The organism is Alteribacter lacisalsi (assembly GCF_003226345.1).
In the GTDB taxonomy this organism is placed as follows: domain Bacteria; phylum Bacillota; class Bacilli; order Bacillales; family Salisediminibacteriaceae; genus Alteribacter; species Alteribacter lacisalsi.
In genome coordinates this window covers 470,062-490,022 of the sequence record NZ_PDOF01000001.1, presented here as the reverse complement: position 1 = coordinate 490,022, position 19,961 = coordinate 470,062, and the positions used below count along the sequence as shown (strand labels likewise).

The 19,961-nt window shown below is 49.8% G+C and carries 21 protein-coding genes; 6 read left to right on the top strand and 15 right to left on the bottom strand.

Annotated features, from left to right (window positions below; all coding sequences use genetic code 11):
* Positions 1 to 21 precede the first annotated feature (21 nt).
* From CR205_RS02250 to ctaG, 8 genes are all read right to left on the bottom strand, one after another.
* A complete protein-coding gene (locus tag CR205_RS02250) occupies positions 22 to 2,478 on the bottom strand; it encodes a YhgE/Pip domain-containing protein (RefSeq protein WP_110516522.1) in 2,457 nt (818 codons plus the stop codon).
* Between the two features lie 60 nt (positions 2,479 to 2,538).
* Complete coding sequence (locus CR205_RS02245) at positions 2,539 to 3,123, bottom strand: TetR/AcrR family transcriptional regulator (protein WP_110516520.1); 585 nt, start codon at positions 3,121 to 3,123, stop codon at positions 2,539 to 2,541.
* A 97-nt stretch (positions 3,124 to 3,220) separates the two neighbouring features.
* Positions 3,221 to 3,457, bottom strand: a complete 237-nt coding sequence (gene moaD / locus CR205_RS02240; RefSeq protein ID WP_110516518.1) for a molybdopterin converting factor subunit 1 — start codon at positions 3,455 to 3,457, stop codon at positions 3,221 to 3,223.
* Positions 3,454 to 3,924: a molybdenum cofactor biosynthesis protein MoaE gene (locus CR205_RS02235; RefSeq protein ID WP_110516516.1), complete on the bottom strand. Its 471-nt coding sequence runs from the start codon at positions 3,922 to 3,924 to the stop codon at positions 3,454 to 3,456. Before CR205_RS02235 ends, moaD begins: the two co-directional genes overlap by 4 nt.
* Positions 3,921 to 4,439, bottom strand: a complete 519-nt coding sequence (gene mobB / locus CR205_RS02230) for a molybdopterin-guanine dinucleotide biosynthesis protein B (RefSeq protein ID WP_110516514.1) — start codon at positions 4,437 to 4,439, stop codon at positions 3,921 to 3,923. The genes CR205_RS02235 and mobB overlap by 4 nt, the downstream gene beginning before the upstream one ends.
* Positions 4,436 to 5,722 carry a molybdopterin molybdotransferase MoeA gene (locus CR205_RS02225; protein WP_110516512.1) on the bottom strand — a complete coding sequence of 429 codons (1,287 nt, stop codon included), beginning with the start codon at positions 5,720 to 5,722 and terminating at the stop codon, positions 4,436 to 4,438. The genes mobB and CR205_RS02225 overlap by 4 nt, the downstream gene beginning before the upstream one ends.
* Positions 5,723 to 5,907: 185 nt before the next feature.
* Positions 5,908 to 6,528 (bottom strand): SCO family protein, encoded by a 621-nt coding sequence (locus CR205_RS02220; protein ID WP_110516510.1) that lies wholly within the window; start codon positions 6,526 to 6,528, stop codon positions 5,908 to 5,910.
* Positions 6,529 to 6,591: 63 nt separating this feature from the next.
* Positions 6,592 to 7,539 (bottom strand): cytochrome c oxidase assembly factor CtaG, encoded by a 948-nt coding sequence (ctaG, locus tag CR205_RS02215; RefSeq protein ID WP_328587708.1) that lies wholly within the window; start codon positions 7,537 to 7,539, stop codon positions 6,592 to 6,594.
* Positions 7,540 to 7,872: 333 nt separating this feature from the next.
* On the opposite strand from ctaG, the gene CR205_RS02210 reads away from it, so the two are divergent.
* On the top strand, positions 7,873 to 8,721 hold the full coding sequence (locus CR205_RS02210; protein WP_110516508.1) for a Cof-type HAD-IIB family hydrolase: 849 nt from the start codon (positions 7,873 to 7,875) through the stop codon (positions 8,719 to 8,721).
* 54 nt (positions 8,722 to 8,775) lie between these two features.
* On the opposite strand, the gene CR205_RS02205 is transcribed toward CR205_RS02210, so the two are convergent.
* Entirely contained in the window at positions 8,776 to 9,618 is an 843-nt protein-coding gene (locus CR205_RS02205; RefSeq protein WP_110516505.1) for a GAF domain-containing protein, read from the bottom strand.
* A gap of 339 nt (positions 9,619 to 9,957) precedes the next feature.
* On the opposite strand from CR205_RS02205, the gene CR205_RS02200 reads away from it, so the two are divergent.
* Positions 9,958 to 10,194, top strand: a complete 237-nt coding sequence (locus CR205_RS02200) for a DUF3813 domain-containing protein (RefSeq protein WP_110516504.1) — start codon at positions 9,958 to 9,960, stop codon at positions 10,192 to 10,194.
* 62 nt (positions 10,195 to 10,256) lie between these two features.
* Here CR205_RS02200 and CR205_RS02195 read toward each other — a convergent pair whose 3' ends face one another.
* Complete coding sequence (locus tag CR205_RS02195) at positions 10,257 to 10,787, bottom strand: tubby C-terminal domain-like protein (protein ID WP_110516502.1); 531 nt, start codon at positions 10,785 to 10,787, stop codon at positions 10,257 to 10,259.
* A 105-nt stretch (positions 10,788 to 10,892) separates the two neighbouring features.
* Between CR205_RS02195 and CR205_RS02190 the strand changes: the two genes are divergently transcribed.
* Complete coding sequence (locus CR205_RS02190) at positions 10,893 to 11,348, top strand: GNAT family N-acetyltransferase (RefSeq protein WP_110516500.1); 456 nt, start codon at positions 10,893 to 10,895, stop codon at positions 11,346 to 11,348.
* Positions 11,349 to 11,562: 214 nt separating this feature from the next.
* Here CR205_RS02190 and CR205_RS02185 read toward each other — a convergent pair whose 3' ends face one another.
* Together CR205_RS02185 and CR205_RS02180 are read right to left on the bottom strand one after the other, a co-directional pair.
* The gene (locus tag CR205_RS02185; RefSeq protein WP_110516498.1) at positions 11,563 to 11,868 is read right to left on the bottom strand and encodes an AzlD domain-containing protein; all 306 of its coding nucleotides are present in this window, start codon (positions 11,866 to 11,868) and stop codon (positions 11,563 to 11,565) included.
* The gene (locus CR205_RS02180) at positions 11,859 to 12,689 is read right to left on the bottom strand and encodes an AzlC family ABC transporter permease (RefSeq protein WP_110516496.1); all 831 of its coding nucleotides are present in this window, start codon (positions 12,687 to 12,689) and stop codon (positions 11,859 to 11,861) included. Before CR205_RS02180 ends, CR205_RS02185 begins: the two co-directional genes overlap by 10 nt.
* A gap of 166 nt (positions 12,690 to 12,855) precedes the next feature.
* Between CR205_RS02180 and CR205_RS02175 the strand changes: the two genes are divergently transcribed.
* The gene (locus CR205_RS02175; RefSeq protein ID WP_110516494.1) at positions 12,856 to 13,428 is read left to right on the top strand and encodes a DUF2179 domain-containing protein; all 573 of its coding nucleotides are present in this window, start codon (positions 12,856 to 12,858) and stop codon (positions 13,426 to 13,428) included.
* 46 nt (positions 13,429 to 13,474) lie between these two features.
* Here the strand turns inward: CR205_RS02175 and CR205_RS02170 are convergent, their stop codons facing one another.
* The 3 genes from CR205_RS02170 to CR205_RS02160 all read right to left on the bottom strand — a co-directional run bounded on the left by CR205_RS02170 (position 13,475) and on the right by CR205_RS02160 (position 15,724).
* A complete protein-coding gene (locus tag CR205_RS02170) occupies positions 13,475 to 14,017 on the bottom strand; it encodes a hypothetical protein (protein ID WP_110516492.1) in 543 nt (180 codons plus the stop codon).
* A 92-nt stretch (positions 14,018 to 14,109) separates the two neighbouring features.
* On the bottom strand, positions 14,110 to 15,120 hold the full coding sequence (locus tag CR205_RS02165; RefSeq protein ID WP_110516490.1) for a zinc-binding dehydrogenase: 1,011 nt from the start codon (positions 15,118 to 15,120) through the stop codon (positions 14,110 to 14,112).
* Between the two features lie 334 nt (positions 15,121 to 15,454).
* A complete protein-coding gene (locus tag CR205_RS02160) occupies positions 15,455 to 15,724 on the bottom strand; it encodes a NifU N-terminal domain-containing protein (RefSeq protein ID WP_110519632.1) in 270 nt (89 codons plus the stop codon).
* 274 nt (positions 15,725 to 15,998) lie between these two features.
* Here CR205_RS02160 and CR205_RS02155 point away from each other — a divergent pair, with 274 nt between their 5' ends.
* A complete protein-coding gene (locus CR205_RS02155) occupies positions 15,999 to 19,100 on the top strand; it encodes an efflux RND transporter permease subunit (RefSeq protein WP_110516488.1) in 3,102 nt (1,033 codons plus the stop codon).
* A 133-nt stretch (positions 19,101 to 19,233) separates the two neighbouring features.
* Positions 19,234 to 19,887, top strand: coding sequence for a methanogen output domain 1-containing protein (locus CR205_RS02150; RefSeq protein WP_110516486.1), 654 nt, complete (start codon positions 19,234 to 19,236; stop codon positions 19,885 to 19,887).
* Positions 19,888 to 19,961 lie beyond the last annotated feature (74 nt).

Sequence of the window (19,961 nt, the reverse complement as noted above, 5' to 3'; positions counted from 1 at the left end):
TGCCTCTGCTACCTTAATAACTCAGTCTTTGTTAGTCTGCACGTTCTGCTTGTTTGTAAACGGGGCACAAAGTTTACTGTATTTCGCCCTGAAAAAGAAATAGGCTCCCCCCAGCACCACTGCACCGAGTACGGTTAAAAACAGGACGCTCTGTCCCAGAAAGACAGGTGAATCCATAAACACAACTGAGCGGAACCCGAGAATGGAATACGTCATCGGCAGCCAGCCGTGAACGGTCTGCAGCGGAGAAGCGAGCAGTTCAACCGGAAAGGTCCCCCCGCTGCCTCCGAGCTGGAGTATGAGGAGAATAATAGCCACGAAGCGTCCAGGATTGTCCAGTACGCCAACCATCATGAAAATAAGGCTGATAAACACCGCACTCACAAGATAGGTAAACCAAATAAACGATACTGGCGACGCAACATCCAGCTGGAGAACGAAAAACAGAAACGCCAGAAGGATGGTTACCTGAGCCGCGCCGGTCATCAGTGCCACGCCGAGTTTTCCTGTAAACCATTCAAACCCGTTTCGATGGGGTCCCAGAGGTTCACGGAACGGATAGATGATTGAAAGGGTCAGAGCCCCTACATAAAGTCCGATTGACAAAAAGTAAGGTGTGAGCCCTTCGCCATAAGAATAATCATTGTCACTGTCTGTGCTTCCGCTCATCGCCTCAACCGGAGTGGCTGCCATGAGTTCGTGCTGACGGCCGGGATCAAGACCGCCCATCACTTCAGCCACTTCGGCCACGTTTTTGTGCAGCTCATCTGTTCCAGAAGACAAATCATCCAGTCCTCCCGCAAGCGAAGAACTTCCCTCAGCAGCTTCATCAAGGCGATCGACAAGGGAGAATGTCCCTTCGCTTGTCCGCTCTGCACCTGCAGCAAGCTGTGAGAGACCTTCACTTACTTCTTCTCCCTGATTCAAGGCAAGGTTATACTGTTCCTCTGCCCTTTCAAGAGTCATGTTCAGGTCCTGAACAACTTCCTTAAGCTGTTCCTCTCCATCCGCAGGATCAACCCTCTCTTCCAGACTTTCAACTGTTTCCAATTTTTCTTTAAGCCGGTCTGCTCTTTCATTAAGACTGCGTAGGATATTTTCGGATGTCCCCACTTTTTCCTTAATATGCCCAGCAGCTGCGAGCGCCTCCTTCCCGGTCTCAGCAAGGTCTTCTGCCGCCTCTTCCGCTTCCTCAATCGTCTGGCGGAAACGGCTTATTTCCGAGCGGCCGTCTGCGACCTGATTTTTTAACCGCTCCTGGTGATCCGGGATTTTCTCAAACTGTTCAAGGCCCTGTTCATACCAGGCAGCAAGCTCTTCACGCTCCTCCCAATCCTCACCTGCCGCCTCTGGAAGCTGACGGTAATGGTCTTCCATCTCTTCAACTAGTTCAAACGGTTCTGACAGCCGTTTTTCCAGCCCTTCAAGGCGCTCCTCTATTTGATCTGCAAAAGCAGCTGCCTCATCAAGACGGCTGCCCGCATCCTCTGCACTGCCCTCCAGAGAAGCGTACAGGCTGTTCCACTTTGATTCGTATTCATTAAGCTCTGACTGTATATCAGCCATACGCTCTTCTCCGTCTGTGAGTATGTCCTGAAACTGGGCGATATCATCTCCAAGTGCCTCTGCCTGGTCAAAAATACGATCGAACTCCTGCGCAGCTTCAGTCACACGTCCATCTTCAAGGAACTGTTCCATTCGTTCAGTGCGCTCTCTGAGCTCTCCATGGGTCTCCTCTGCACGGTCGAGATCGAGATTCCTCGTCAATGAGTCCCACTCCTCATCAAAAGTGGTGATCCCGGCTTCAAGCTCTTCTGCACCTGCTGCTAGATCTGCTGTCCCGGCTTCAATTTCCAGCAGGCCGCTGTTGAGACTCAGGCTTCCCTCATAGGCGTCACTGCTCCCCTCCTGAATCTCGCCCGTTCCGTCTTTTACTTCATTCACCAGTTTCGTGAAGCGGCTGAACGAATCATTAGCCACTTCTGCATAGGCAAGCGTGAGTGCTTCAGACAGTTCCCTTTCCATCGACTCCACCGCTGTTCCAGCAATCTGGGAGCTCACATAGTTGTAATCCGAGTTCACTTCATAATAGAGCGTCCCCTTTACCGGCTCTTGCTCGGCTACACTTACAATATCCTCAGAAAATGAAGGGGGAATGTACACATAAAAATAGTAGTCAAAATCGGCCATTCCCTGCCTCGCTGTTTCTTCATTCACGAAATGGAAGTCCAGATCGGGATTGGCGGCCAGTTCTTCAGTAAAGTCATCCCCTGCTCTTATCTCCTCCCCATCAATTACAGCACTTTCATCGTCATTAACAACCGCTACCGGGAGCGAGTCAATTTGGCCATAGGGATCCCAGAATGACCAAATCAGCACACCGCCGTATAAAAGAGGCATCAGCATTATTCCTGCCAAAGCGACCATCAGTTTTTTTCTTTCAAAAATGCCTTTCAATTCATTTTTCAATCCGTTCATACGCTCAACACCTTTTTGACTATTTTATTCATTTGGTCAATTCAAGATAAAAAAAGAGGGTTACCTCTTTTTATTATGAATTAAGGAATAGAGAAAATGATCTTCAAGAATCCGTGCGATTTCCTCTTTTTCCAGGGGACCGTACTTTTCCTCGTAATCAAAAACGAGTGCCATGTACTGTTTGTACAGAAGAAAGGCGGTAACCTCGGATTTTCGCATCTGAAGTTTCCCTTGAGATTCTGCCTGTTCAAGCTGTCGTTTCAGACAATCAATAATGGCATCTTCAATTTTATCCATGGCGCGCTTCGAGTGATCACTTCCAAACATCCTGACTTCGTACGCCAGTTTCATCATCACCTGATGATCCCTCCGGAATGAAAGCAGGTGGTAGAGGGCGGAGTGAAGATTTTCCGAAACAGTCCTCTCGGGAAGGATATTCGTGTAAAAAACCTGTTCCATTTCCGTTATGATCTGCTGAAGCACAGCATCAAAAAGCGCTTCTTTATTTTTAAATGCTGTATAAATCGTTCCTTTCCCGATTCCGGCAAGAGCGGCCACCTTATCCATTGTCGTTCCTTTATATCCGTACATGGAAAAAGATGAGGCTGCCGCCGCAAGAATGAGACCTTCCTTATTTTCAACCATCAGCCTACAACCTTTCTGCCTGCAAAATAAAAATGACCAGAAGAACAATCCGGTCATTTTGTAACTCACTATATTATAGCCCGATTTCTTTCAGTAATCAACCTCCGCTAACCGGCGGTATGAAGGCGACGGTATCCCCGTCACGGACAGAGGTGGTGTCTTCTGCGTATTCCTCGTTAACGGCTGCCATGGCGTGTTCGATCCCCTCAAGCTCCGAATGGGTTTGTGCGAGTTTTAAACGCAGTGAGCCGACACTTGTTTTTCCTTCCCTCAACTCAAGCTCTCTTGTTCCGAGCCGTTCTTCGAGTTCCGCAAACAATAGTACACGAATCATTGCATGTCCTCCTTTTCAGGACGACCGGACGGATAACTGGCGGTCTCCCGCTGATCCCCGATCCATTCCGAGCCGTCCTCCCAATGTTCCTTCTTCCAGATCGGCACGATTTCCTTAATCCGCTCAATGGCGTATCTGCTTGCGTCAAAGGCATCAGCCCGGTGAGGAGTGGCGACAGCGATGACGACTGCCACATCACTGATCGCAAGTTCACCGATCCGGTGGGTAATCGCCACCTTCGCTTCCGGGTAGTCCCGCTTAATTTCATCACCAATTCGGGCCAGCTGCTTTTCTGCCATCGGAACATAGGCGTCATACCTCAGATAAAGTGTCCGCTTGCCATTTGTCAACTCCCGGACCGTCCCGATGAATGTATTTACAGCCCCTGCATTTCGGTGGGTAACTTTTTCGATCACTTCTGTAATGTCTACCGGCTCGCTTGTAATCGTAAAGCGCGAGTCATTCATGGTGTATCATCTCCGATTAAAAGTGTCGTTAAACTGTGGATAACCTGCTGCTTCTCTTCCAGCGGCAGAGCCTCGATTCCTGCTTTGGCCAGCCCATCCATTTCTTTTTTTCCCGGGCAGATTACAGCTTTTACGTTTGTGCTTTTCCTCACCAGATCAGCATCTTCTGTCCCCCGCACAAGAACGGCTTTAGGATAATCCGATTCCTTGAATCCTTCGATCAGAATAACATCAGGCTCGGTTGTTTCCACCAGGTGAATCAGGGTTTTTAACGGAGGCGGATTCGCACCGGTCCACTGAAATTCACTGTCGCTTACGACGAGGGAGGATTCGGCTCCGGCTTTTCGGTAACGCGCCGTATCTTTCCCATCATCGCCTGTTGTCAGCGGAACCCCTTTGTGACCGTGATGCTTGATCACGCAGACAACATAGCCTCTGTCGGTCAGATGTGAGGTCCAGGCCGCGGCAAGCGTGGTTTTTCCCGTGTCTGAGTAGCCGGTGAGCTGAAAAATCATGTCCGGTTCTTCTCCGGCAGCCGCAGCGGCACGCTTCCAGGCTCGTTTAAAAGCAGCACATCCACTTCGTCACCTGCTTTGTAACCCCTTGTGCCCCCCGGCAGAATCGTGAGGGCATTCGTGTGGGCGAGGGAAGTGACGGCTGAGGATTTATCAAATCCTGCCGGTCTGGTCGTCAGTCTGCCTGTATCATCAAATCGGGTCTCGCTCCGGATCAGTCTTGTAAACGGGTTCGCTTTTGGAAAATCCTGTCCCAGTAAGGCTTTCGTTTGTATTAGATATGGATTCTTTGCTCCGAGCAGAGTGCGGATCCACGGCCGGGTGTACAGTTCAAAGCCTACAAAGCACGCACTCGGGTTTCCTGACAAGCCAAACAGCGGCATGCCGTCCAGTTCTGCTGCTGTCGTCACACTTCCAGGTCTCATGGCAATTTTGTTAAACAGGACCGAGGCACCAAGCTTTTCATAAATGGCAGGCAGATAATCAAAGTCCCCTACCGACACCCCTCCGGTCGTAATAAGAGCATCCACTTCACTGATGGCACCGGCTACGGCATCATAGCAGGCATCAAAATCATCCGCGAGCTTCCCGTAATAACGGGGTTCAGCACCGGCTTTTTTTAGTTGGGAGGCCACCATGTACGCGTTGCTGTTGCGGATTTTACCCGGCTCCATAGCCTCGTCCACTTCAAGCAGTTCTGTTCCTGTGGCAAAAATGCCCACGACCGGCTTCCTGTAAACCGGCACTTCCGGATAACCGAACGTGGCAAGCAGGGCCTTCACGCCCGGCGTAATATCAGAGCCAGCCTCAACAAGCGGGTCTCCCTTTTTCGTTTCCTCCCCTTTAAAAGAAACAAAATCACCTTTTTTAAACGGACGTGTAATTTCAATCATCGTCTTATTGTTCCGGGTAACCTCTTTTGTGAGTTCAAACATGCAGATCGCATCACAGCCTTCAGGCATCATTGTACCGGTCATGACTCTCACGGCCTGCCCGGGCGCTGTAACCGGGGCGGCAACACCTCCTGCTCCCACTGTTTCGGTCACCTCAAGGTAAACAGGGGTTTCAGCCGAGGCATTTTCTGTATCAGCGCTTTGTACGGCGAAACCATCAAGCGGTGATTTATCAAACGGGGGGATATCGTGGTCAGCATAAATCGCTTCGGCCAGCACCCGGTCATCCGCTTCTGTAATCGGCACTTTTTCGACTTCGCCTGCCCGTGCCAGAGTCATGATCCTCTCCTGTGCTGTTGGCACCGGTATTGGCGTTCGTTTTTCGATCATTGCTGCAGCTCCTCTCCGCTCCTTGTCTCTTTCTATCGCTTCTGTGCTAATGGCTCTATTTTAGCAGGGAAATGAAAGCCTTTCCACAGGAAAGCCAATGAACGATATAAAGCGATGCTTCTATTCCGCATTTTCAGGTCAGGTGCATAAAAAACACCAGACCCCTCAGGGCCTGGTGCTCTGCATTATAAATCCAGATGTTTCAGATCGGCGATTATCGCCTCAAGATCAAAGTCCCTCTCTCCGTTATACATACGAATCGTTTCGCCTTCATCGTTAAACAGGAAGAAACGTGTCGGATGTCCGATATCATTCTCACCGGGAACGACTCTGCTTCGCATGCCGGTCATGACGACTTCCTCAAGAGTCTCCATATCGTATCCGGTCAGGAACTGCCAGTTGTCAAACTCCGCTCCGTAGGACTCTCCGTATTCTGCCAGCCGCTCCGGTGTATCAAAGTCCGGGTCCACTGTAAAAGAGACGATCTGAACGTTTTCAATACCCTCTTCCTCCATCGCTTGCTGCACACTGACCATATTCGGTGTCATCGTCATGCAGACTGTCGGACAGCGGGTAAAGATCGTTTTTGCCAGGTAATACGTTCCTTCAAGATCTTCATCGGTAACCGTTTCTCCGTCCTGATTGACCGCTTCAAAAGAAGACATCTCCCACTGGCCTTCTTCACGCTCCGCTTCGGTAAGATCGATGACGGCATCATATTCCGCTGCGGGGTCCTGATAGAGAAAACTGCAGCCTGCAAGAACAGCGAGGCCCGCTGCGACCAGGAATGGTTTAAGGTAATTCATCCGGTTTCCCTTCCTCTCAAAAACCGGCCCCGCCCGCTGGAGCGGACAGGGACCAGATCTTATTTAAGCGTTATGCGTTCTGGAGTTTGTTTCCACCATTTCGTAAACAGCATATTCTGAGTCTTCTTTTTTATTGTCGGACTTGTCACGATTCATCCACTGCTTGAAGATGTAACCGATCGCCACACCATAGACGAGTTCCTGAACAATCTTCATAATCGCCCCGCCGAGCTGCTGATCGTGTACTGGAGAAAGCGGCGGCAGTGCGGTTGACCCGGAAAACAGTTCATACGGAATGTCCGCACCGGCAGGAAGACAGTAGGCAATCGCCATCGCCCAGGTGGCAGGGTCAGTATACGTCGCATATAGCGGTTCACCTGCAAATATAATCAATGCACACGCCGGGGTAATTAAAACGCCGTTTCCAAACATATAGCCGATTTTCTTCAGTTCGGACAGTTCGTAGCGGGTCTGGATCCGCGGCAGCAGATGCCACCACATCAGACCGGCTGCAAAGAACATGCCCAACTGGTAAATGTTATGTGCGCCTTCGTTCGTTAATAACCGGTCAAACATAAACGGCATGTGATAAATCGAGAACATGGCGTTAAACAGAAGCAGACCGAGGATCGGCATGCCAAGCACAAGGAAGATTTTTCTGACCGGCTTCAGCTTCGCAAGTGGCGTAAACACCCATGAAGGCAGACCGAGCAGAAGGAGCGGCGGTGCGATCAGAAATGCGATCGCCATGCTAAGCATATGCATGCTGAGCATCATATGGCCGAGAACATATAAAGGTCCGCCGAACCCGAGGTAAAAAGCGAAAAGCCCTAAATGAAAGTATACTTTCCTGCGAACCGGCACCGGTTCGCTGTCTTCAAATTTATGCCTCAACGGGCCTGTTACCCAGAAATAAAGTGCGCTGAACAAAATCAGCATCACAATCAGTTCAGGTGTCCAGATCGTACGCGCCGGGAAACTGGCAAAAAACGTTTCCATAAACTGACCCACTGTGCCTCACTCCTTTACGTAATCAAATCGTTCAAGACCAAAAGCATTCTATGTTATACTGAAAACCGTTATATTCAAAAATACCTGCTGCAGACATCAGACTGTCCGCGGCTTGCTTCCGCTAAAATCCGCTTTCGCAGCTTCTTAAAGACTATTTTAATAAAAGGCCTCTCCTATTCTAACACGGATTGTCCTTCATATTGTACAGTAAACCGGGTTTTTCACAAAATCGCCCCAACTGTTCGATTTCCTTTTCTGACAGTTTTTTCTTCAGATCCGGCGGGTACCTTTCCGCCATACACCATCCTTTCCGAATCAAGGAGGCACCATACAATGAATCGTCATTTAATCGCTGTCGATCTGGACGGCACACTGCTTACCGACAACAAAACAATTTCAAGGCGAAACGCCGCAGCTCTTGCCAAGGCCCGCGAACTGGGGCATGAGGTGGTCATCGCCACCGGCCGGCCATACCGTGCCAGTGCCCAGTACTACCGCGAACTTTTTCTTCAAACGCCGATCGTGAACTTTAACGGTGCTTTTGTCCATTCTCCCAAAGACCGTTCGTTTGAAAACAGCCACCGTCCTCTCGACGAGGAGACAGCGAAAACGATCATCCGGACCTGTGAAGCCTTTCAGGTGAAAAATATCATGGTCGAAGTGATGGATGATTTCTATTTGCGCCATTTGAACCGTGGTTTTGCCGACGCGTTCACACTCGGCACATCACCAGTGGATTATGGAAACCTGGAAAAACTCCTGAATGCCGATCCGACTTCCATCCTCATTCACCCGGAAGAAGGACAGGAAAAAGAACTCACTGCTCTTTTAAACGATGCCCACGCCGAAGCAACAGAACAGCGCAACTGGGGTGCCCCGTGGAACGTGATTGAAATTGTCCGCGGCGGCGTGAACAAAGCAGCCGGTCTTTCCAAGGTTGCGGCCCATCTTGACATTCCAAAAGACAGGATTATTGCTTTTGGTGATGAAGACAACGACCTGGAAATGATTGACTATGCCGGAACCGGTGTCGCTATGGGCAATGCCATCGACCCGCTGAAGTCCATCGCCAACGAAACCACCTTCACAAATGAAGAAGACGGGATTGCCCGTTTTCTTGAGGAGCGCCTTAAATTCACCACCAATACGGCTTCTGAACAGCTTGACCGCTCAGGAGACTGACAAACGAAGGACCTGCCCCTTTACCGGGACAGGTCCTTTTACATTTTTTCACTTTTACTCCGCAAATACAGTGGAGTTTAAGGCAGATTCGAGACTCATGTACGTTTCCGTTTTTGACCGCTGCATCGCCTCCACAACCGGCTGCATTCTCGCCATGTCCGGAGTAATCCCGGTGAAAACAGGTTTTACACCCATGACTCGTAGTGCCTCGGGCATTCTTGCCAGCGTATCGGGAAACGCATTTTCCGAAAGCACAAGACCCGACAGGTCAAAAATAAAGACGCTGATCTTCTTTTCGGTACAGTGGGACAGGACAGCCTCTGTTACCCGTTCGGATCTCGACTGGTCCATCGCTCCCTGAAGGGGCAGTATGGAAATCCCCTTCGTTACAGGGACAATCGGTACGATAAGAGAGGCGACGATCCGGTTCGTATGGTCAAAATCCACCATGTAGGATAGCACATCGGCCATATCCGTGATATACCGTTTATCCTCCTGCGTAAAGTTTTTTTCATTTTTACTCATGACACACAATGTACCGAACAGATTCCCGTGATGATCGTTCATAGGCACCCCTAAAAAACCTTTCAGGTTTAACTGTTTTGTCACTTCGAGCTCACGCGTGAGTTCGTCTTTGGTCAAATCGGCAATTGTCAGACCGTCCCCTTGATTAATGGTCAGCCTGCAGTATGTACCTCCGTATTCAACCGAATACCCTTCCGGAATTAGTTCTTCCTCTTTATTGACTGAACTGAGCACGGTCATTTCCTCTGTATCCCGTTTAACAATATAAGCTGTATCCACATCCAGATGTTCCGACAGGATATTCAGGAGCTTATATGACGCCGTCTTCAGTGTAGGAAAGTCCCTTACCGACAATTTCATATGGTGAGACATTTATACGCCTCCAGTACAAATTTACGTTTATTATAAAAGTTCGACATTCGAAAAGAGGTTTCCTTTTAAAATGAAAAACTCATTACTGCAAGTCTGTACTTCCTGCTTCATAAATGCAAATATTTCCTACTCCCTCCTGCACACGAAAAAGTCCCTGTTCATAATCAATGTTTTTCTGCACATCCTACAAGAGAACATAACCATCAAGGAGGAAATCAGATGAGCAAGCATTCCAAATCAAAGAGAAACCCGGTAGACAGCGCTACTGCTGCCGCACCGAAAACGGAAAAGGTAGTCAAGCACGATAAACAGGCAAAACCGAAACAGGGGTGCTGACCGATGGCCAATCAGCACTTCCAGCAGGCACGCGATGCCATTCAGGCAGCACAGGCGGCGATGAACGCTGCCCATACACCGGAAGCACTTGATCAGGCCTATGCACAGATTCACCGCGCCAAGCAGGCACTCAGCCAGGCATTTGCCGACTCTTCCATGGCTGAGCGTGAACAACTCGGTCAGATGCAGGAGGAATTTTACGACGCTGCCGAGTCATTTTCCCCGGAGGATCTGCAGTAACCGCTTCAATCCATACAAAGAGACCCAGAGGACAGCGAGCCTCTCGGTCTTTACTCATTTTATTAACCAAGCTTTCTCGTGAAATGAAGTGAAAACAGATGATAAATCCCGAAAATCACTTCGGACTGGATGGGTTTTGAATTATGAATTGTAATCTGCTGCTTTTTTGCCAATCCGGATGCTCCCCGAGTAAACGAAGCCAAAGCTGCCTCCTCCTGCTTTTTAACGAGGTCTGTTTGTGTCCCTCGGGACCGGTCAACCATCTCAAACGTTTCACCATCCCACTCAATCTCAAAACAGCATTGTTTCCGCTTCAGGGAGCTCCGGACTATGCCCCGCTCTTCCCCATTCACCTCAACGTGCCACGTCTTTTTGGGCCACGTATCGATAAACGGCTCCTGCACAATGCGCACACAAACCGTTCCAACTCTCACCTCTGCATTTGTACATAAAAAGCGGCTTGCTCTGGCGAGCCATTTCTGGCGTCCGGTTTCATAAAAAAGATTCAAATATCCGCATGTGCCGTGTTCACCTTCAATGGGAACCGCCTTTGCCGAATACCGGATCAACGGACTCGTATATTCGTAGTACATCCTGCAAAACTCACTTTCCCGGAATATAATAAAATTAGTGTAGTCCTCTGTCTGCGGACATTGTATCATAGAAGAGACTAGATGTTAGGGGGCTGGCTGATTTACATGAACGTTTACCGTGTATCCAAAACCGCGGGACCGGAAACCCGCGTTGCTATTATGAATCTGATGATGGAACAGATGAACCAGCTCGGCGACCCGGTTACCGAGGAGAATCTGCTTAAAACAATCGACCTGGCTCTTACGGAAAAATCGGGTTCTGAGTTTTTTGTAGCAGAAAAAAAAGAAGGGGGCATCGTCGGCTGCGCTTTCTTTAACACCGGAATCAGTCTTGAAAAAGGCGGTGCCTATATCTGGCTTAACGACTTGTACGTAAAAAAAAGCGAGCGCCAGAAAGGCATAGCCAAGCGCCTGCTTCTTCAGGTGCTGTACTGGGCGGAGCAGGAGGAATACACAGGGATTGAACTGGAAACAGGCATTAACAACGCCGCAACGAAACGTCTCTACAACTCCCTCGGTTTTTACGATATCATTTCAAAGCGTTACAGCCGCTCGCTGTAAACAGGTACCGGCCTCACTAATGGAGTGAGGCCTGTTTTCTTCAAGGGCGGATGTGCTGAAACCACTAAAGATACTGCTAAGAACCCTAAGTTCAAAATAAGACCTTTAAAGAAAAACTAAAACCTTTAAACAAAATCTAAGACCCTTAAACAAAATCTAAAACCTTTAAACAAAATCTAAGACCCTTAAAGCTCCATGCTTTTGCACCTGCCTGCTAAAACACCATCTGCACAACACCGAGCACGCCGATCGCAGCTCCAACCACCACGATAAGCGGCGCTCCGAAGTATGCAAGCACAGCTGCTGTCCCTCCGCTTGCCACAGCAAACCAGACGTTATCCCCTACTGTCAGAATGCCGGGCAGAATAAGAGCGCCGAGCACAGCATAAGGCACACGCGTCAGCATCCGCCTCGCCCACGCAGGCCAGTTTTCCGTGTTGAGCATCACAAGCGGGAGAAGCCTCGGAATGTATGTGACAAGTCCCATCGCCACAATCATCCATACCATCGTCATCGACATGAGCTCTCCGCCTCCTTCCGCTCTTCCTCTTCATAGTCTATATCGGCCAATTCGCTTTCCTCACCCTTGCCGAATCCTAGCAGCCGCTCCATCACTTCGTAACCTGCAACCGCAAGTACTGTGGCAAACATTATTGCCCAGCCGGTGCTCATCCATAGGGCGAGGACGCTGTGAAAAAGTCCGCCCATACCCGCAAGGATGACGACCATCCGCCCCTCTTTCCTGATAGATGGAACCAGAAGGGCGATAAACAAAGCATAAAGGGCGATTGCCATACTCTCCTGCACCACGACTGGCAGGAACGCCCCCATATAATATCCGGCACCGGTAAACCCGACCCAGCTTCCATAAGCGGCTGCGGCAACACCAATTATATAAAACGATCGGAGCGGTGCCTGTTTCGTTGAAGCGACCGCAAATACTTCATCGGTCATCCCAAAAGCATACACGGCCCGCTGTGCCTTCGTTCCGGTTTCAGCTTTTTCATGAATCGACGCACTCATGAGGAGATGACGCAGGTTCACAATAAAGGTGGCCAGTACCACCTCCACTGCTCCTGCTCCTACTGCAATCATGGAAAGCGACATATACTGGGCCGCCCCGGCAAATACAAGCATGCTCATGAGCACGGCTTCACCGACACTGAGCCCTGTGGCGCCGGCAATGAGACCGAAAGTAATCGCCACCGGCATGTAGCCGATTGCAATCGGCAGACCGTCTGTAAGTCCTTTTTTCAGGTGTTTCGTCTGTGTTGCCGGATCACCGGCCCGTTCTGCTGCAGTAACCCCCAAAGCTGTCACTCCCCCGCTGAAAGTTTTCATCTATTGTACGCCTGCAGAAGCATGCTGGCAAGACCCAATTTCGCCCTTCGAAATACCCCGTATTTTCCACTGAAAAAATTGACGAAAAAGGGTAGACGGGACAGCTTTCAAGGGAGTAAACTTAGCTGGACAAAATATGTTACGCATCAAGCGAGGTGAATCACAAATGGTATGGCAGGCAATAATTATTTTCATTGCTCAGTTGTTGTTCGTTCCTGTTTTAACGCTCCGTACGATTATGATGGTAAAAGGAATGAAGAAAAGGACCGCCGCCATGGGCATCCTGGAAGGCGCAATATACGTCGGTGCTCTCGGCCTGGTCTTCAGTGATCTATCGAACTACTACAATATGGCCGCCTACGCTCTCGGATTCGGGGTCGGGCTTTATATCGGTGCATTAATTGAAGAAAAACTGGCGATCGGGTACGTGACGATCGAAGCTAATATACCCGAGCGAAACGAACCGCTCATCACCCGTCTCAGAGAAGTGGGCTTCAGCGTTTCCACCAGCCCTGTGGAAGGAATGAATTCAACACGCTACCGTTTGGATTGCACCGCACGCCGGGATCGGGAAAAAGAATTCATTTATGTAGTCGAGCAGCATGAACCTAAAGCCTTTATCGCTTCTTATGAACCACGCAGCTTTAAAGGCGGCTACATTACGAAAGCCATGAAAAAAAGAAGAGAAAAGTTCCTGAAAAAGAAACGACGGGAACAGAACGAAAGCCAGTCCGCCTGAATGCGGACTGGCTTTCGTCAGTGATGAAACCTTCCTTTAAAATAGGTTACTTTTTGTACAGGAGTTCCCGCTCAGAATTATAAAACCGAACCTGAACCGGTTCCCCTTCTTCCTCCGCCAGGGTCCCGTTATCAAGGAACGTAAACATTCCCGCATCATCACTTAACCTTACAATTCGACCCTCCTGCCCCTGGACGGTAACAGACTCCACATCCTCTAAAATTTCAGGTGGGACCGGCCCGTGTACAATTTCAGTATCACCCGCCTGGTCTTTTCGCACGGTAAATACATCTTCCTGATACATGAAGGAAGAATCATGCCTCAATCCAAAAATACCATCTCTGAAAAATGCGGCCCCTGATCTGCCCTCAACTTCAAAAGGAATAAACAAAGCGTCATCAACAGTGTGGATCTCATAACCGCCAACCTGCTTCTTATCATCAAAAAGCATGTTATCTTCAGCAAATTGACTGAATGCTTCATCAGGTGAATCGGCGCTTAAAGCAGCTGTTTCAAGCAGAGCCAGTAGGATAAAACCAAGCAGAAAAGTACCCAGTAAACCATAAAAGATCTTCGTAGATGTCAGCACGCAAACACTCCTCCACAGACAGAATAACAAACATTTCCATATCTATCAGCGGATCAATTAAGAATCTTTCATTTTAATCACACCACAGTCTGTCAATCCCCCGGTATATCCAGCACGATCTTCCCGAACTGCCTTCCTTCCTCCATATGCTTCTGGGCTTCGACAGCTTCCTCTAACCCAAATACCCGGTCAACGACAGGACGAATGTCATTTTCAGTGAAAAAGGCGAGCATACTGCTGAAATCCTCCGGGCTTCCCATCGTTGTTCCCCGGAAATCAAGGTGCTTGAAAAACAGTTTCGGAAGCATCAGTTCAGGCACCGGACCCGTGGTGGCACCGAAGTTCACAATCCGCCCGGCAGGTTTTGCCAGACTGATCAGGTCATTAAAACTTTCCCCGCCGACACCATCTATGCAGAGATCTGCGCCAGCCATTTCTTTTTTCAGCTGTTTCACATAACCTTCTGTTTTATAATTCACCCCGCCTGCTGCGCCGAGTTCCCTGGCCTGCGCCAGCTTTTCATAACTGCCCGACGACACGTAAACCTCAGCCCCATGCGCTTTGGCAATCTGGAGCGCAAACATAGCCACTCCGCTGCCGATCCCCGGAATAAACACAGTTTCGCCTTCCTTTACCTGGCCCCGAGTCACCACTGCGCGGTAAGCGGTGAGTGCAGCAAGGGGAAGGGCGGCCGCTTCCTCCCACGACAGGTACTCGGGTTTCCGATAGACCTGCTCTGCCGGCACCTTTACATACTCTGCATACGTCCCGTCCGTCGGCATGCCGAGAATATGAAAGTCCGGTCCATTGTGTGCCGGATTATCCCCCCAGCTCAACCCGGGATTAATCACGACTTCATCGTCTTTATGCCAGTCCGTAACACCTTCCCCGATTGCCGAAACCACCCCGGCACCGTCCGCTCCAAGTACTGACGGCAGGTTCATTCCCGGGTAAAGGCCATAAGTAATAAACACATCCCGCCGGTTCAGTGCGGCGTTTTTCAGCCTGATCACCACTTCACCCTGCCCCGGCTCCGGAACAGGCACCTCCTCGTATGTAAGCTTGTCCGGTCCACCCGTTTCCTTAAGCACAACCGCTTTCATCCGATCTCCTCCTTCAATCATTGTTTTACGCTGGATAATTAAGTGAAATGAGCAATCTATCCTAAAACATAGACCGAAACACACAAAATGGTCAGTTAATTACGTACTGAGATTCACGCCGGCAGTGAGAGTCCTGCGGCCATGGAGGCCAGGCGAGACCCCGCAGGCGCAGCCGAGGAAGCTTGCCGGCATCGCCGCGGAAAGCGAACGAACGGCGTGAAGCGGAGCTTTAGACAATCACTTTCAGGGCAGCTTTTCCTATTCCTTTTCCCTCACAGGTAAGCTGAAAAACCGCCTCAAAGACAATTGAGGCGGTTCTCCCGGTGCATAGTAATCAGTCGTATACTTTTCCGAATGCTTCTTCAACCTGTGAAAGGACAGCGTCCCATTCTGCATCAGGCTCTTTGTTTACCGTCACGAAATCCTGGAAGCCAAAGATGTTGTCCACACCTTCGATGGCGAGAAGTTCCTTTGCCAGCGGGTGGTCAGGCTCGTCTCCTTTTTTAAAGGATGCGCTTCCGGATCCTTCAAAAATCACCTGGTTTGCTGTAAGTTTCATTGCGTTCGGATTTGGTGTTGGTTCTGCGCGTACTTCTACTGCCACACTAATCATCTCCTTGATCTGATTTCCTTTATCATAACACGGCACATCCCCGGTGCAAAAGGCTGAACCTTTCAGCTGTACATGTTCTTCACTAACAGCGTCAGGCACGCTGCCCTGTCCTCAAAAAAAATTGACTAAATTCAATTCACGAGCATGAAAACATACAAATCGGGGAATGGTCTGTTATAGTAATTTAAGTTATACAAATATTGTACACATAGTCTACTAAACATCATAATAAACACAATAAAAAATCGAAAAGGTGGCACTTCCTATGTTTAACGCAGTCATAAAAAAACCAAAAATTACGCTAATGTTTATTCTCGTTGTCACGATCATTGGGGCCCTGACATACACACAGCTTCCCCAGCGCGAGATTCCCGAGGTGACATTTGACATCGGGACAATTGGTACAGTGTACCCCGGAGCCTCCCCGGAACAGGTGGAGCGACAGATCACCAGCCCGCTGGAGGATGAGCTTGTTAACCTGGACGGTATAGCAGACATGTCGTCTGTTTCCACTTCCGGTTTTTCCAATATTGTGATTGAAATAAGTGAATCAGCAGACCGCGAGCGGGTTTTCTCGGAAATTCGCCAGACCGTTTCCGACGTGAGTGCCGATTTCCCATCTGAAGTCCAGACGCCGGATTTATCAGAGGAAGTGCAGCTCGGTGCCCTGTCATCGTACCATCTGCTGAGTGAGGACCGTGAAAACCTGTATGAACTGAACGGGATGCTGGACGACTGGGAACAGCAGATCCAGGCAATCCCCGGGGTACAGGGAACGCTTGTAAAAGGCATTCCGTCCGAAGAGCTCGTGATTGATATCGATTACGACGCGCTCCTCGAAGAAGGCCTGCAGATCCCGGACGTCATCACAGCTCTCGAGGAAGAACTGAATACTGCACCCCTTGGCGTTGAGCGGATCGATGATGAAAACGTGCAGCTCGCCATCCCTCAGACTCAGGAAATTGAGGCGCTCGAGGACTTGTCAATCGGTCTGAACTTCAGTGATGAACCTGTCCTTCTCTCAGAAGTCGGTACCATCAGTATCGAACGTGTGGAAAACGAAGATCTGATTACCTATGAAAATACACCGGCAGCTTCCTTTACCGTTATTCCTGATGACGGCGTGGATATTCCCGGCCTCAACGAAACCGTTGACGAACGAATCAATGCCCTGGCTGCCGATCTCCCGGCTGAGGTTGAACTCGATCAGTTTTACACGCAGAACACGATCGTTCAGCAGATTTTCGGTGATCTGGCACTTTCCTTTTTATTCGCCATCATTGCCGTCGTTCTCGTCACGCTGCTCGGCTTGAATCTGTCGTCAGCAGCGATCGTGGCGCTCGCTATTCCCGTATCCATCCTGATCGGTCTTGTTCCCCTCCCATTTATGGGCGTCGATCTGAATCAAATTTCCATTATAGGAATGATCATTGCCCTCGGTATTCTCGTGGATGATGCCATCGTTGTTGGCGATAACGTTCAGCGAAAATACCAGGAAGGCCTGAGCCCTGTTGAAGGGGCAATTGAAGGTACGAAAGAAGTTCGTACCTCCATCATTACGTCCACGCTGGCGATCGTATTTACGTTTCTCCCGCTCGTTTTCATTACGGGTGCGAACGGAGACTTTATCCGTGCCCTGCCGAGTGTCCTGATCACAACAATTCTCGCATCTACTGTTATTGCCCTGTCACTCGTGCCAATCTATCTGATCTGGCGACAGAAACGCAAAGAGCGTAAAGACAAAGGACGTAAGGCAGCCAACGAAGAACCGGCCGTTAAAGTGGGACTTCTCGGCAAGCAGATCGACAAACTGGCAGACTGGTACAGCGGCAAAATCCTGCGCCGGGTTGTGAAGCATCCGTTAAAAGTGGCGATCTCGGGTCTTGTGTTCTGTATTCTCTGCTACGGGCTCATTCCATTCATTCCGGTTGTCTTCTTCCCGAGTGCCGACCGTGAGGAAGTTACCGTGGAAGTACGGCTGCCGGCCGGCACACCGATCGACCAGACAGAAGAGATTCTCTTTGATATGGCCGATACGATTCTGGCTGAGGATGAAGCGATATATGAAACGGCCATTTATGCCGGAGACGGGCTTCCTCCCCTGTTCGGCGAAGGGATGACCAATACCGGTGAGGAAACAGGCGAAATCCTGCTTCGCACAGACAGGGAGATTCAGTCGGCAGAGGAAACGATCAGCCGCTGGACGGAACCGCTCCAGGATGCCTATCCGGATGCGGTCATAGAACTGGGCACCATCGAAGCAGGACCTCCTGTGGGTGCACCAATCGCAATCAAGATTCAGGGTCCTGAAATGGATGAACTGAAAACGATCCGCGATGAGATGATGGATTATATCTCTTCCCTCCCTGAGACAGCCACTGTAGTCGATGATCTCGGTGACGACCGTCCCGTGGTTCTCTACGAGCCGGATCGGGAACTGATGGAGGAAAACGGGATTACATTAAACCAGATCAGTGAGCAGATCGGCCTTGCCACCGAAGGAATCCCTCTGGAGGATTTTGATGACGGTACATCAAGCATTCCGATGCAGCTGATTGTTAATGGTGATAATGATGAACTCGTACTCGATGATTTTGTGATTCCGAGTCAGGCGAGCGGGGACGGCGGTGCACCTGACCTGATCTCACTCGAGGATCTGGTTAGCGAAACCCGGACTGAACAGACACCGCTCATCGCGCGGGAAAACGGCGACCGGACGATCACTGTGCGCGTATTTCCTTCCGATGATGGGCAGCAGGACCTGGAAGAACAGATCGAATCCTACGTAGAGGATACAGTCACAGCAAGCGGTTTCGATAATGACTATACAATCAGTATCGGCGGTGAAACAGAGGACCGCGATGACTTTTTCGTCGAGCTTGCTACGCTCTTCCTGGTCGTGATCTTTCTGATTTACATTGTGATGGCTATTCAGTTCTACTCCCTGCTCATGCCGTTCCTTATTATGAGCACAGTATTTCTTGCGATAACAGGCGCGATTATCGGCCTGTTTATTACCCAGACCGGACTCGGCTTTATGGCTATGATGGGGATCGTCTCCCTCTCCGGTATCGTAGTAAGGAACTCAATCGTTCTCGTGGAGTTCATTGAACAGCGCCGACGGGCGGGAGTGCCTCTTGAGGACGCGGTTGTGAATGCGGGTAACGTCCGGTTACGGCCAATTCTTCTCACTGCCATTACCGCCATAGCAGCTCTGCTGCCGGTGGCGTTCAGCGGCGATGTGCTTTTCGTCCCGCTTTCCATATCAATAATTTCCGGACTGCTCTTCTCTGCCGTGTTCACCGTCGTCCTCGTGCCTGCTTTTTACATGGTACTGAAACGACGTTCAGCCAGAAAAGAAAGCTGATACAAAACCGCCATCTCCCTAATAAGAGATGGCGGTTTTTATTGGCGCGGAGGTCTGCAGCGTATATAATGGAATGAATACTGAAATTCATTAATAATTTATGCCAATCTGTAAAGTAGAGAGGTGAAGAGCGATGGAAAGCACACAGCATCCCGGCACGCTGACAGGTCACGTCTTTCTCGCCCAGCTGATTACCCAGTACGCTGCCCTTCATAAAAAAACTTCCGGGCCCAGAGCCGAAGCTTACATTCAGCAGATCGGAATCCGCACGGGAGAATGGCTTGAGCGCTTTTACCACGACGAGCAGCGCTCGCCCTGGACAGTGGATAAATATGCCCAGGTGATTGTAGACATAAAGAATGCCATCGGAGGTCACTTCTACATTGCAGACGTCCAGCCGGATCATGTGCTCGTTAAAGCCTCAGGCTGTCCGTTTGGCGATGCTGTCAAAGAGGCTCCGCACCTGTGCAATATGACATCAAGTGTGTTCGGAGGCATTGCCTCGCGCCAGTTCGGCTTCGCTGAAGTCTCCCTCAGAAAGCGGATTGCAGCAGGAGACACCGGCTGTGAAGCTGTCATATACTTCACTCCCGACAACGATGAAAATGGCGACGTTTACAAAGACCTCCCGCTTACGCCGGACAACGGAAATCCGTTTCTCTGGGAGGAGGAAACCATTACTCTTCTGAATGAGGAAATGCAGAGAAACGACGCGTACATTCTGGAGCTTCTCGAAGAGCTGGAGGATCTGAAGAAGAAAGTAAATGAACAGGAAGACCATCAATAAAGTCGTGGAAAGAGGAGAGCGGGACCAGGCCCTGCCAAAGAAAATGGCACTCACTTTGTGAGAGCCATTTTTTT

Excerpts from the sequence above, each read along its gene's own strand:
- CR205_RS02250 (WP_110516522.1), bottom strand. The coding sequence starts at position 2,478 with ATGAACGGATTGAAAAATGAATTGAAAGGCATTTTTGAAAGAAAAAAA.
- CR205_RS02245 (WP_110516520.1), bottom strand. The coding sequence starts at position 3,123 with ATGGTTGAAAATAAGGAAGGTCTCATTCTTGCGGCGGCAGCCTCATCT.
- moaD (WP_110516518.1), bottom strand. The coding sequence starts at position 3,457 with ATGATTCGTGTACTATTGTTTGCGGAACTCGAAGAACGGCTCGGAACA.
- CR205_RS02235 (WP_110516516.1), bottom strand. The coding sequence starts at position 3,924 with ATGAATGACTCGCGCTTTACGATTACAAGCGAGCCGGTAGACATTACA.
- mobB (WP_110516514.1), bottom strand. The coding sequence starts at position 4,439 with ATGATTTTTCAGCTCACCGGCTACTCAGACACGGGAAAAACCACGCTT.
- CR205_RS02225 (WP_110516512.1), bottom strand. The coding sequence starts at position 5,722 with ATGATCGAAAAACGAACGCCAATACCGGTGCCAACAGCACAGGAGAGG.
- CR205_RS02220 (WP_110516510.1), bottom strand. The coding sequence starts at position 6,528 with ATGAATTACCTTAAACCATTCCTGGTCGCAGCGGGCCTCGCTGTTCTT.
- CR205_RS02210 (WP_110516508.1), top strand. The coding sequence starts at position 7,873 with ATGAATCGTCATTTAATCGCTGTCGATCTGGACGGCACACTGCTTACC.
- CR205_RS02205 (WP_110516505.1), bottom strand. The coding sequence starts at position 9,618 with ATGTCTCACCATATGAAATTGTCGGTAAGGGACTTTCCTACACTGAAG.
- CR205_RS02200 (WP_110516504.1), top strand. The coding sequence starts at position 9,958 with ATGGCCAATCAGCACTTCCAGCAGGCACGCGATGCCATTCAGGCAGCA.
- CR205_RS02195 (WP_110516502.1), bottom strand. The coding sequence starts at position 10,787 with ATGTACTACGAATATACGAGTCCGTTGATCCGGTATTCGGCAAAGGCG.
- CR205_RS02190 (WP_110516500.1), top strand. The coding sequence starts at position 10,893 with ATGAACGTTTACCGTGTATCCAAAACCGCGGGACCGGAAACCCGCGTT.
- CR205_RS02185 (WP_110516498.1), bottom strand. The coding sequence starts at position 11,868 with ATGTCGATGACGATGGTATGGATGATTGTGGCGATGGGACTTGTCACA.
- CR205_RS02180 (WP_110516496.1), bottom strand. The coding sequence starts at position 12,689 with ATGAAAACTTTCAGCGGGGGAGTGACAGCTTTGGGGGTTACTGCAGCA.
- CR205_RS02175 (WP_110516494.1), top strand. The coding sequence starts at position 12,856 with ATGGTATGGCAGGCAATAATTATTTTCATTGCTCAGTTGTTGTTCGTT.
- CR205_RS02165 (WP_110516490.1), bottom strand. The coding sequence starts at position 15,120 with ATGAAAGCGGTTGTGCTTAAGGAAACGGGTGGACCGGACAAGCTTACA.
- CR205_RS02155 (WP_110516488.1), top strand. The coding sequence starts at position 15,999 with ATGTTTAACGCAGTCATAAAAAAACCAAAAATTACGCTAATGTTTATT.
- CR205_RS02150 (WP_110516486.1), top strand. The coding sequence starts at position 19,234 with ATGGAAAGCACACAGCATCCCGGCACGCTGACAGGTCACGTCTTTCTC.